Consider the following 13,074-nt stretch of genomic DNA (forward strand, 5'->3'; position numbering starts at 1 on the left):
ATAACCACAAATCTCCCTGAAAATTTAGTACTTCTACTATTATAGAAGAAAACAGAATAAAATGCTGTAAAAATTTGCAAAATAAAAGACCACTGAATGACAGTGGCCTATCTTATGCAGATAATACTTTTCTACCTCTTTGACGACGACGTGCTAATACTCGACGGCCATTGCTTGTGCTCATACGTTTGCGGAAACCGTGAACGCGTTGACGATGGCGTTTCTTTGGTTGGTATGTTCGTTTCATTGTGGTTCCACCTCCTGGAATCAACTTACCTTAGTTGAAAGTTGTTTCACTAATTATCATTAATCAGTTTTAGTTGTTAAAAACAATTACTCGACTATATTATCATATTTACCCAAAAATTAAAATAAGAAATTCAAAAACGGTTCTAATAAGTTATCCACTTTTTTTAAAGAAATTTTCCAATAACTTGTGGATAACTTCCTAATATTCTTCCAACCATTCACAGAGTTACTCACAATTTTTTTAGAATAAACAGGGTGTTTACAAAGTTATCCACAAGTTCGATTTTTCTGTGTATAACTTCTGAGAATGCTGTCATATCAGTGTCCATTATCAACAACTACATGTGGATAACTAGTGAAGTGGCTTACTTAAATTCACAGTATTTTTAACCTGTGGATAACTTTTTCACACCCTGTTAAAACCTCTCTGTTAGTTTTCCACAACCCTGTGGAAAACTTTTGATTTTCATGCTAAACTTTATTAGCTAATTAAACTTTGGGGGAATGAAAAAAGTGCCAGATTATAATCAACTTTGGGAACAGATTCGATCGGCTTTCGAAAACGATTCAAGCATGTCAAAAGCCAGTTACAATGCTTGGGTTGCCGTGGCTAGTCCTGTCTCTCTAAAAAATAAGATACTTACTATTAAGGTTCCATCCAGTTTACATAAGGATTATTGGGAGAAACATCTCGCTGAAAAGTTTATTGAGTATGCTTATCAATTTGCCGACACAGATATTACTCCCGCTTTTGTAATCAAAGATCCTAATGCGCCAGATCCAGATAAGGCGCAACAGGCTGCCGAAAAAAAAGAAGAGGATGACACTCAATTAAATAGTCGTTATACATTTGATACTTTCGTCACTGGTAGTGGCAATCAAATGGCCCATGCCGCTGCTCTAGCTGTTTCAGAAGATCCCGGAACTTTGTATAATCCCCTTTTCTTTTATGGTGGTGTTGGACTTGGAAAAACTCATTTAATGCACGCGATTGGTCACCAGATTCTCAAAAATAATCCTGATACACGTGTTAAATATGTTACTAGCGAAACTTTTACTAACGATTTTATTAATTCACTTCAAAAAAATCGTCAAGATGAATTTCACTCCAAGTACCGCAATGTTGACCTTTTATTAGTGGATGATGTACAATTTTTTGCTGATAAAGAGGCTACGCAAGAGGAATTTTTCCATACTTTCGAAGCTCTTTATAACGCTGAGAAACAGATCGTCCTAACTTCGGATCGCATTCCCAATGAAATTCCGAAGTTACAAGAACGCCTAGTTTCACGTTTTAAATGGGGGCTATCCGTTGATATCACGCCTCCAAATCTCGAAACAAGAATTGCTATTCTGCGTGAAAAAGCCATCGCGGACAATGTTGACATTCCAGATGAGACTCTCACATTTATTGCAGATCAAGTTGATTCCAATATTCGTGAACTAGAAGGAGCTATGGCGCGGATTCAAGCCTATGCAACTTTGCAAAACGCTACTATAACAACCGAGCTTGCTGGCGAAGCACTACGCAGCCTGAGTTTTGGCTCAAATTTGGCACACGTTTCTATTGCCCTCATTCAGAGTAAGGTTGCTGACTATTTCCATGTTACTGTCTCTGACTTAAAAGGTAAAAAACGAGTAAAATCAATCGTAACACCACGTCAAATCGCGATGTACCTTGCACGCGATCTAACCGATAACTCACTTCCGCAAATTGGAACTGAATTCGGCGGCAAAGATCATACAACGGTAATTCATGCTTACGAAAAAGTAAAAGATGACCTTGAAAATGACGAAGATTTGCAACGTCAAATTGGGGATTTGAAAAGTGAGTTAAAAGCTTAATTTGTGGATAAATGTTAATAACTACTAAAAGTTATCCACAAGTTATCCACAAGGATTTTCCATTAGTATCAAGGGTTCAATAGAGTTTTCCACAGAATCCACAGCCCTTATTACTACTATTATCTTTATATATATAATTAATATAAATAAAAAGCACCTAACACAAAGGAGTTTTCAATAATGAAATTTACAATCTCACGAAATGCATTCATTAAAAAATTAAATGCCGTTCAAAGAGCAATATCATCTAAAACGACAATTCCAATTTTGACTGGATTAAAATTAGTTGCTGAAAATGATCGATTAATTTTGACTGGAAGTAACACAGATATTTCAATCGAAACAACTATACAAACTACAGACGTTGACGCCCATTTGGAAATTGTTGAAACTGGGTCAATTGTGCTAACTGCCCGTTTCTTTGGGGAAATTGTTAAAAAATTACCAAACGATACTTTGATGTTAGAGGTTTCTGATGGATTCCAAACAATTATTACTTCTGGTGCTGCTGAATTTACAATTAATGGATTAGATGCAAATAGTTTCCCTCGACTACCAGAAGTGGATAGCGATACGACCGTTGAATTAGACGCGAAAGTCTTTAGCGAACTAGTAAGTGAAACTGTAATTGCTGTTTCTAACCAGGAAAGTCGCCCAGTGTTAACTGGAATTCATTTCACATTGTCTGGAAATAAACTCTCTGCAGTAGCAACAGACAGCCATCGGTTAAGTCAACGAATCATAACGTTGCCTACTGAAATCAGCTCAAATTATGACATTATTATTCCCGGCAAAAGTTTGGTTGAATTAACTCGTATGTTGGACGATGATATCGCAACAATTTCAATGCAAATTTCAGAAAATCAGGCCTTATTTACATTCGATGAAACTTTGTTCTATTCACGTTTGTTGGAAGGAAACTATCCAGATACATCTCGTTTAATTCCGACTGAATCTTCAACTACATTGGAATTTGAAGCACCTGAGTTACTAGCATCAATCGAACGGGCATCATTGTTATCACATGAAGGACGGAACAACGTAGTTAAATTAACCATTGATGATAACGCGCAAACAGTTGTTATTTCTGGGGATTCGCCAGAGGTTGGTAATGTTGAAGAAGAAGTTCTTACCAAATCAATTGCTGGTGAAAGTTTAGAAATTTCGTTTAATCCTGATTATCTAAAAGACGCTTTACGGTCGTTCGGGCAAACGACAATTAAAGTTGAATTCACGTCAGCGTTACGTCCATTTACATTGGTGCCCACGGAAGATCAAGAAAACTTTGTTCAGTTGATCACTCCGGTTAGAACCTTTTAAAGGTTATTAATTAAATTTATAACTATACTAAAAACCTATAACTAATATTTATTTGCTGATTAATGTTTTAGAAAATATACGTTTATAGCCGAAAACCAGGTAGTTAACACTGCGTGGTTTTTTTGTTTGCATAAATTATTAAAAGTTGTAAATATTAACGCTAAAATTTGTGAAATTTAATATATGCCAGTTTAAGAAAAAATAGCCTTAAATAAATAAAAAACACTCAGAGGGGGTATAAGGGCTAAAAACGCCTTTAAATTGCGTAGAAATTGTATTTTTACTTATAAAAAGGTATAATATTAAGTATTGTGAGGGTGAATTTATGGAAAAAATAATCAAAATTAATACACCGTTCATTACATTAGGACAAATGTTGAAAGAAGAAGCCATAATTGGGTCTGGTGGACAGGCTAAATGGTTCTTGAGAGAAAACATTGTACTGGTAAATAGTGAACATGATGATCGCCGAGGTCGTAAACTATATCCAGATGATGTGATTGAGGTCCCAGGTGAAGGTGTATTTAAGATTGCAGCGAAGAATAGTTAAGTAATGTACTTAGAAACGTTAGAGCTGCATAATTTTAGGAATTATGATGATTTGAACGTTGAATTCGGTTCAGGTGTGAACGTTTTACTGGGTGAAAATGCACAGGGTAAGACGAACTTGCTTGAATCGATTTACTTTCTGGCTTTCTCTAGAAGTCATCGAACTAACAATGATCATGATTTGGTCAATTGGGAGGGACATGACGCCCGCGTATTAGGAACTATTCGCAAGAAACATACTTCGGTTCCGTTAGAAATTGATATAACGGCAAAAGGAAAGAAAGCTAAGGTGAATCATCTTGAGCAGGGCAAGCTTTCACAATACATTGGACAGTTGAATGTAATTTTATTTGCACCGGAAGATCTATCAATTGTTAAGGGTGCGCCATCTGTTAGGCGACGCTTTATTGACATGGAATTTGGGCAAATGAGTCCAAAGTATTTATACAATTCATCACAGTATCGGAGTGTCTTAAAACAACGTAATCAATATCTACGACAATTACAGTTTAAAGAGCACCCGGATTTGGTGTACTTGGATGTTTTGACTGAGCAACTTGCTGCTTTTGGAGCCGAGATTGTTTTTCAGCGGATCGCCTTTTTAAAAAAGTTGGAAAAATGGTCGCAGGTTATTCATAACGAGATTTCCCAAGGACAAGAGATATTACGATTTCAGTATGTAATGCCCTTAAAAGAGAATCAAGCATCTTCAGTGGAGTCAATTTATGATGGGTTGCAGAACTTGTTTAAGCGACAACGTGATAAAGAAGTTCAACAGGGTAAAACAATGATTGGGCCACATTTGGACGATGTTCGTTTTATTGTGAATGATAAGAATGTTTCAACTTTTGGTTCTCAAGGACAACAACGGACGACAGCATTGAGTGTTAAATTAGCTGAGATTGATCTAATGCAAGAGGAAACGGGTGAATATCCAGTGTTGTTACTGGATGACGTTCTTTCAGAGCTGGATGATAGTCGTCAAACACATCTGTTGACGGCAATTCAAAATAAGGTTCAGACCTTCATTACGACAACCAGTTTAAGTGGTGTAGCTCAACAATTAATCAATGAACCACATGTCTTTAATATTAATCATGGGGATTTAAAAGAAACTAAGGAGGAATAGCGCGTGGCAGACGAACAAGAAACCAAAGCAGAATTAGCAAAGGAATATGATGCCAGCCAAATCCAAGTGTTAGAGGGTTTGGAGGCCGTTCGTAAACGACCAGGTATGTACATCGGGTCAACCAGTTCACAAGGATTGCATCATTTGGTCTGGGAGATAATTGATAATGGTATTGATGAAGCCCTAGCTGGATTTGCTGATCGAATTGATGTGATTGTCGAAAAAGATAACAGTATCACAGTTACTGATAACGGTCGTGGAATTCCGGTTGATATTCAAAAGAAAACTGGGAAACCTGCGTTGGAAACTGTTTTTACCGTTTTACATGCTGGTGGTAAATTTGGCGGAGGCGGTTATAAAGTTTCCGGCGGATTGCATGGTGTAGGTGCCTCGGTTGTAAACGCGTTATCAACTGAATTAGATGCTCGTGTTTTACGTAATGGTAAGATTTACTATATTGATTTTGCGTTGGGGAAAGTTAAAACACCAATGCGAATCGAGGGTGATACGGATCCAGAAGCACGTGGAACGATTGTTCATTTTGTACCAGATCCAGATATTTTTCAAGAAACAACAACATTTGATATTAAGGTATTAAGAACTCGAATTAGGGAACTTGCTTTCTTGAATAAGGGATTACGAATCACTTTGAAGGATATGCGTCCCGAAACACCGACGGAAGATAATTTTCACTACGAAGGTGGAATTAAGCACTATGTTGAGTTTTTAAACGAAGGCAAAGATGTTATTTTCCCTGAACCAATCTATGTTGAAGGTGTAACAAAGGGAATTACAGTTGAAGTCGCTTTACAGTATACGGACGGATTCCAAAGTAAATTACTAACTTTTACTAATAATATTCACACATACGAAGGTGGTACTCACGAAGAAGGATTTAAGCGAGCACTTACGAGAGTAATTAATGACTACGCCAAGTCGAGTGGCATCTTGAAAGATAGTGATGACAATTTATCTGGGGATGATGTACGTGAAGGATTGACGGCAGTTGTGAGTGTTAAGCATCCTGATCCTCAATTTGAGGGACAGACTAAAACGAAGCTTGGTAACTCGGACGCTAGAACGGCGGTTAATGAGGTGTTTGCTGAGACATTCAATAAATTTTTGTTGGAAAATCCATCAGTGGCGCATCAAATTGTCGATAAGGGAATTTTAGCTTCAAAAGCACGAATTGCAGCAAAGCGCGCTCGTGAAGTAACTCGTAAGAAGAGTGGATTAGAGCTAAATAATTTACCTGGTAAGCTGGCTGATAACACTTCTAAAGATCCTAAAATCAGTGAATTGTTTATCGTTGAGGGTGATTCTGCTGGTGGTAGCGCTAAGTCAGGGCGTTCGCGTTTAACGCAAGCAATTTTACCAATTCGTGGAAAAATTTTAAATGTTGAAAAAGCTACTTTGGATCGGGTTTTAGCTAATGAAGAGATTCGTTCGTTATTTACAGCGCTAGGTACAGGATTTGGTGAAGAGTTTGATGTATCAAAGGCCAAGTATCATAAACTAATTATTATGACGGATGCTGATGTTGATGGTGCTCATATTAGAACGCTTTTGCTAACCCTCTTTTATCGCTACATGCGCCCAATGATTGATGCCGGTTTCGTGTATATTGCACAACCACCTCTGTATCAAGTACGTCAGGGTAAAATGTCGCGTTATATTGACTCAGATGAAGAGCTTGATGAGGTAATAGGACAATTACCACCATCACCAAAACCAGTTATTCAACGATACAAAGGACTTGGTGAAATGGATGCTGAACAGTTATGGGAAACAACCATGGATCCTGAAAATCGGCGCTTGCTAAGAGTTTCTGCTGAAGATGCAGATTCCGCTAGCGCAGACTTTGAAATGTTGATGGGTGACAAAGTAGAGCCACGTCGTAAATTTATTGAAGATAACGCTGTGTATGTTCAAAATCTGGATATTTAATCAGTTAATTAAAAGTGACCCAAACCGAAGGAGGTAGAACGATTTGCCAGAAGAATTGCCAAGTCGAATTACGGATGTCAATTTAAGTAATCAAATGCGCACATCATTTTTGGATTATGCCATGAGTGTTATTGTTGCGCGAGCCTTACCGGATGTTCGTGATGGGTTAAAACCAGTTCATCGTCGTATTTTATACGGAATGAACGAATTAGGTGTTACACCTGAAAAGCCGTACAAAAAATCAGCTAGAATTGTTGGGGATGTAATGGGTAAGTATCATCCTCATGGTGACTCTGCAATTTATGAGTCAATGGTACGAATGGCACAGGACTTTAGTTATCGCTATATGCTTGTTGATGGTCATGGAAACTTTGGATCAGTTGATGGTGATGGCGCTGCTGCTATGCGTTATACGGAAGCTCGTATGAGTAAGATTACAATGGAAATGTTGCGTGATATTAATAAGAACACGGTTGATTTCCAAGAAAACTATGATGGCTCAGAACGTGAACCAGTTGTTCTACCATCACGATTTCCTAATTTGCTCGTTAATGGGGCAACCGGTATTGCCGTCGGTATGACGACCAATATTCCTCCTCATAATTTGAGTGAAGTAATTAGTGCAATTCACGTTCTAATGAACAATTCTGAAGCGACTGTAGCAGATTTAATGGAAGCCTTACCCGGACCAGATTTTCCAACTGGTGGTATTGTGATGGGTAAGTCTGGGATTCGAAAAGCTTATGAAACTGGGCATGGAACCATTATTTTGCGTGCAAAAGTTGATATTGATACTGAAAAAAGTGGCCGAGAACGAATCATTGTGACTGAACTTCCTTACATGGTTAACAAGGCAAAGTTAATTGAGCGTATTGCAGAATTAGCTAGAGATAAGCGTATCGAAGGAATTACGGATGTGAATGATGAATCCGATCGTGAAGGTTTGCGAGTAGTAGTTGACGTTCGACGTGATACAAGTGCTTCAGTTGTTTTAAATAATTTATATAAAATGACGTTAATGCAGACTACTTTCGGATTTAATATGCTGGCAATCGTAAACGGCGCGCCAAAGATTTTAAGTTTAAAAGAGATTTTGGCTTACTATTTGGAACACCAAGAAGAAGTGGTCCGCCGACGTACCGAGTTTGATCTAAAAAAAGCAGAAGCACGTGCCCACATTCTTGAGGGATTACGAATTGCACTGGACCATATTGATGAAATCATCTCTATTATTCGGAGTTCACAAACAGCTGAAGTTGCTAAAGACCAATTAATGAATAATTATTCATTATCTGATAAACAGGCTCAAGCTATCCTTGATATGCGTCTGGTTCGGTTAACTGGACTAGAACGTGCAAAAGTTGAAGACGAATATAATAAGTTGATGGTGGCAATTGAAGACTATCGCGATATTTTGGCTCATAGAGAGCGAATCAACGAAATTATTTATAACGAGTTACTTGAAATTCAATCTAAGTTTGGTGATGATCGTCGCACTGAACTTATGATTGGTGAGGTATTGAGTCTTGAAGATGAAGACTTGATTGAAGAAGAAGATGTCATGGTTACGTTAACCCATAACGGATATATTAAACGAATGGCAACTTCAGAATTCAAATCGCAAAAACGTGGTGGACGAGGAGTCCAAGGTATGGGGGTTCACGATGATGATTTTATCGAACACCTAGTATCTACTTCAACTCACGATGTTCTTCTATTCTTTACCAATGCTGGAAAAGTTTATCGAATGAAAGGCTATGAGGTTCCAGAATATAGTCGAACAGCTAAGGGAATTCCAGTAATTAATTTACTCGGTATTAGTAGTGATGAAACGGTTCAAGCTGTGATTAACGTTGGACGGGATAATGGGGATGAGGATAACAGTAAACGTTGCCTCTTCTTTACAACCTTGAAAGGTGTCGTTAAGCGAACAGCTGTCAGTGAGTTTTTAAACATTAGAAGTAATGGTCTAAAGGCTATTAACCTTAAGGATAAGGATGAATTGATCAACGTTGCCATTACTACTGGTAGTGAAAATATGATTATTGGAACTCATAAGGGTTACGCTGTCAGTTTCAAAGAAGAAGCAGTACGAACAATGGGACGTTCTGCAACTGGTGTTCGTGGTATCCGTTTGCGTGATGAAGATTACGTGGTTGGTGTTGATGTTTTAAGACCAGATAGCAATGTTTTAGTTATCACTGAAAAAGGTTATGGAAAGCAAACACCTGCTTCTGAATATCCAATAAAGGGTCGTGGTGGTAAAGGAATTAAGACCGCTAATATCACTGAGAAAAATGGACCAATCGCTGGGCTAGCTACGGTTAAGGGTGATGAAGATATCATGCTAATCACTGATCGTGGTGTGATGATTCGTTTTAATATTAATACAGTTTCTCAAACTGGCCGTGCAACATTAGGTGTTCACGTTATCCGTATTGATGATGGTTCAAAGGTTGCCACAATGGCAAAAGTTGCTCCTGAAGTTGATGAAGAAGATTCTGAAAGTGAAGAAATAATTTCAAATCCTGAAAATTAAAAAGCTAAACCTGATTAACGACGTATTTAATTATGTATCGTTAATCAGGTTTTTGTTTATTGCGTCGAGTGGGTCTAAGTGATATAATTTTAATTCGTGAGTGGTCAGTATTGATCAACTCTCCTTGTTCCCTACGTTGTGATAGGGGGCCAATAGACCGTGAGGAGGTGTAGAACACATGGAACCTAAGAACTATGAAATCACATACATCATTGCTCCAAATCTTGATGAAGAAGCAAAAAACGCTCTTGTAGAACGTTTTGACAAGATTTTGACTGATAATGGTGCAGAAGTTGTTGATTCAAAGGACTGGTCAAAGCGCCGTTTTGCATACGAGATTGGTGGATTCAACGAAGGAATCTATCATATCGTCAATGTTAAAGCTAGCGATGACGCAGCACTTAACGAATTTGACCGTATTTCAAAGATTACTGATGGAATTCTCCGTCACATGATCGTTGTACGTTAATAATTAACAATAAAACCAGAATACAATTTTAGGAAGGAGCGGATTTAATATGATTAACCGAACAGTACTCGTTGGACGCTTAACACGAGATCCTGAGTTACGATACACAGGCAGTGGCGCAGCTGTTGTTTCTTTCACACTTGCTGTTAACCGGCAATTCACTAACCAACAAGGTGAACGTGAAGCCGATTTTATTAACTGCGTAATGTGGAGAAAGTCAGCTGAAAACTTTGCTAATTTTACTCGCAAAGGTTCATTAGTGGGAATTGACGGCCGTATTCAAACGCGTAACTACGAAAACCAACAAGGTCAACGTGTTTATGTTACTGAAGTAGTTGCCGATAATTTCTCACTTCTTGAATCTCGTTCACAATCTGAACAACGTCAGAGTAACGAAGGCGGATTTAGTCAGCCTGCCCCTTCTAACAACAATCAATCGTCAGGTAATAACAATCCATTTGACGCGGGTCAGAACAGTAATGGTGCACAACAACCTAGTTCTAATCCGAATGATCCATTTGCGGATGGTGGTCAATCGATTGATATTTCTGATGATGATTTACCATTCTAATTAGAGGAGGTCAATCATTATGGCATTTCAAAAACGTGGTGGCCGTCGTCGTCGTAAAGTCGACTACATTGCTGCAAACCATATCGAATACATCGATTATAAAGACACAGAGTTGTTAAAACGATTCATTTCAGAACGAGGCAAGATTTTACCTCGTCGTGTCAGTGGTACAAGTGCTAAGAACCAACGTCGTTTGACAATTGCAATCAAACGTTCACGTATCATGGGCTTGTTACCATTCGTTGCAGAAGATTAATATTAATATGAAGAAGCTGTTTGAATTTTATATTCAAGTGGCTTTTTTATTTTTAAATATTAATTTTGGAGAGATGTGTAGAACGCGGTTATGATGGTGATTTTGATAATATATTGACGAGCTACCAATCATCATCAAGCTGGAATCTATGGTAAAATGACAGTATCTGTTAGTAATTTTTGAGGAGTAACGTATGAACTTAAGAGATCGAATTCCTAGTTTTATGCAAAATGCCCGATTTAGAATTCTTGCAATTGTAATCGTGGGATTATCGTTACTGGGATTAGGACTAGCATTTTACATTAATCTTATTATTGGATGCATAATGTTTGTGTTGGTACTGATTGCTGGGCTCTTTAGTATGCGCACATTACGTTATTTAGGCGAAGAAACAAGTCGCTACATTAGTGACCTCTCATTTCGGGTTGATCGTGCTGAGCAAGATGCCACGATTGATATGCCACTTGGAATATTGATATATAGTGAGCAAAATCGAATAGAGTGGGTAAACCCATTTTTGCAACAATTTTTAGGTGATAAGCAGGTTTTAGGACGATCGATTGAAGATGTAGACGAAGAACTCGCTACGTTGATTAATGATCATCAAGATGATCAAAAATCGTCTCGCGTTAAATGGGGTAATAACGAATTTGACCTAACAATTTCTAAAGAACAGCGTTCAGTTTACTTGATGGACGTAACTCGCTATGCGGAGATTGAGCATAACTATGCGGAGCATCAGATCGTAATTGGTCAAATTTCACTGGATAACTTCGATGAGATAACCCAGTCAATGAGTGATTCCGAGGTTTCAAATCTTAATAATTTTGTTACCAATCAAATTGCAGATTGGGCACAAGAATTTGGTATTTATTTAAGGCGAATAGATGCAGATCATTTTTTTATTATTATGTATAATGAATCACTCGGACGAATTGAGAAGGATAATTTTAAGTTATTAGACACGATTCGAGAAGCAACCTCCAAACAAAATTCTCCTGTGACACTTAGTGTAGGAATTGCGTATGGGGATAGTGACCTAAATAAGTTGGCCAATGTTTCACAAAGTAATTTGGACTTAGCACTAGGACGTGGTGGAGACCAAGTTGTAGTTCGAGCAGAGGATAAACAAGCTCGTTTCTATGGTGGTAAAACTAATCCAATGGAAAAACGTACTCGAGTTCGAGCGCGAATGATTAGCCATGCCGTTCAAGATTTAATGGGACAAGCTGATCAAGTCTTTGTAATGGGGCACGCCCATATTGACTTAGACTCACTTGGGGCAAGCCTTGGAATTAGGCGAATTGCACAAATGAACAATAAGCAATGTTGGATTGTGTTGGATCAGGGCGGTATGCATTCTGATGTACAACGATTGGTTGAAGCTCTGAATAAAAATGACGAGATTAAAGATTCTATCATTACATCGGAAGAAGCCTTGGAAAAGGTTACGGAGCAAAGTTTGTTGGTAATGGTGGATCATTCTAAAAAATCAATCACGATGGCCCCAGACTTATTTGACAGGCTCAGTGAGCGAGTCATTATTATTGATCATCATCGTCGCGGAACTGAATTCCCAGAAAATCCGGTGTTAGTTTATAATGAATCGTATGCTTCTTCAACATGTGAACTTATTACAGAAATGTTTGAATATCAATCACATGATGGAGAACCAATTCAGCCAATTGAAGCAACCGGAATGTTGGCTGGAATTGAAGTTGATACTAAGTCCTTTACTGAACGTACTGGAACTAGAACATTTGACGCAGCTAGTTATTTACGATCGGTTGGAGCGGATGAAGATCAGATTCGTGCCATGTTGAAAGAAAGTGTTGATAGCTATCTTCAGCGAAATCATTTGATCGAATCAGTTGAATTTATTGATAATAAATATGCTATTTGTGTTGGCGAAGAGGAGCGTGAGTACGATCCAGTAATTGCAGCTCAAGCCGCTGACTCGTTATTACAAATTTCAAATGTTGAAGCTTCATTTGCTATTACCCGTCGATCAGAAGATTCGGTTGGAATTTCCGCCCGTAGTGCTGGAAAAGAGAGCGTTCAGATTCTGATGGAAGAGATGGGTGGTGGTGGCCACTTAGCGATGGCCGCAACACAAATAAAGGATGTTTCAGTTGGACAAGCAAAAGAACAGCTAGTTCAATTATTAACAAAACCAGAAGAACAGGAAGAGGAGTGATTT

General features: G+C 38.2%; 11 protein-coding genes. 10 read left to right on the forward strand and 1 reads right to left on the reverse strand.

Annotated features, from left to right (window positions below):
- Window positions 1–112: 112 nt before the first annotated feature.
- Complete coding sequence (gene rpmH, locus PECL_RS00005; RefSeq protein WP_014214537.1) at window positions 113–247, reverse strand: 50S ribosomal protein L34; 135 nt, start codon at window positions 245–247, stop codon at window positions 113–115.
- 515 nt (window positions 248–762) lie between these two features.
- Here rpmH and dnaA point away from each other — a divergent pair.
- The 10 genes from dnaA (at window position 763) to PECL_RS00055 (ending at window position 13,071) form a co-directional block, all read left to right on the forward strand.
- Window positions 763–2,094: a chromosomal replication initiator protein DnaA gene (gene dnaA, locus PECL_RS00010; RefSeq protein WP_014214538.1), complete on the forward strand. Its 1,332-nt coding sequence runs from the start codon at window positions 763–765 to the stop codon at window positions 2,092–2,094.
- A 180-nt stretch (window positions 2,095–2,274) separates the two neighbouring features.
- Window positions 2,275–3,414, forward strand: a complete 1,140-nt coding sequence (dnaN, locus tag PECL_RS00015) for a DNA polymerase III subunit beta (protein ID WP_014214539.1) — start codon at window positions 2,275–2,277, stop codon at window positions 3,412–3,414.
- Between the two features lie 325 nt (window positions 3,415–3,739).
- Complete coding sequence (yaaA, locus tag PECL_RS00020; RefSeq protein ID WP_014214540.1) at window positions 3,740–3,964, forward strand: S4 domain-containing protein YaaA; 225 nt, start codon at window positions 3,740–3,742, stop codon at window positions 3,962–3,964.
- A gap of 3 nt (window positions 3,965–3,967) precedes the next feature.
- Window positions 3,968–5,092 carry a DNA replication/repair protein RecF gene (recF, locus tag PECL_RS00025; RefSeq protein ID WP_014214541.1) on the forward strand — a complete coding sequence of 375 codons (1,125 nt, stop codon included), beginning with the start codon at window positions 3,968–3,970 and terminating at the stop codon, window positions 5,090–5,092.
- Between the two features lie 3 nt (window positions 5,093–5,095).
- A complete protein-coding gene (gene gyrB, locus PECL_RS00030) occupies window positions 5,096–7,039 on the forward strand; it encodes a DNA topoisomerase (ATP-hydrolyzing) subunit B (RefSeq protein WP_014214542.1) in 1,944 nt (647 codons plus the stop codon).
- 43 nt (window positions 7,040–7,082) lie between these two features.
- A complete protein-coding gene (gene gyrA / locus PECL_RS00035) occupies window positions 7,083–9,578 on the forward strand; it encodes a DNA gyrase subunit A (protein WP_014214543.1) in 2,496 nt (831 codons plus the stop codon).
- A 178-nt stretch (window positions 9,579–9,756) separates the two neighbouring features.
- Window positions 9,757–10,047: a 30S ribosomal protein S6 gene (gene rpsF / locus PECL_RS00040; protein ID WP_014214544.1), complete on the forward strand. Its 291-nt coding sequence runs from the start codon at window positions 9,757–9,759 to the stop codon at window positions 10,045–10,047.
- Between the two features lie 49 nt (window positions 10,048–10,096).
- Window positions 10,097–10,618, forward strand: coding sequence for a single-stranded DNA-binding protein (gene ssb / locus PECL_RS00045; protein ID WP_014214545.1), 522 nt, complete (start codon window positions 10,097–10,099; stop codon window positions 10,616–10,618).
- 19 nt (window positions 10,619–10,637) lie between these two features.
- Window positions 10,638–10,874, forward strand: coding sequence for a 30S ribosomal protein S18 (gene rpsR, locus PECL_RS00050; protein WP_014214546.1), 237 nt, complete (start codon window positions 10,638–10,640; stop codon window positions 10,872–10,874).
- Between the two features lie 193 nt (window positions 10,875–11,067).
- Window positions 11,068–13,071 (forward strand): DHH family phosphoesterase, encoded by a 2,004-nt coding sequence (locus PECL_RS00055; RefSeq protein WP_014214547.1) that lies wholly within the window; start codon window positions 11,068–11,070, stop codon window positions 13,069–13,071.
- Window positions 13,072–13,074 lie beyond the last annotated feature (3 nt).

It is taken from the genome of Pediococcus claussenii ATCC BAA-344, from assembly GCF_000237995.1.
GTDB lineage: Bacteria > Bacillota > Bacilli > Lactobacillales > Lactobacillaceae > Pediococcus > Pediococcus claussenii.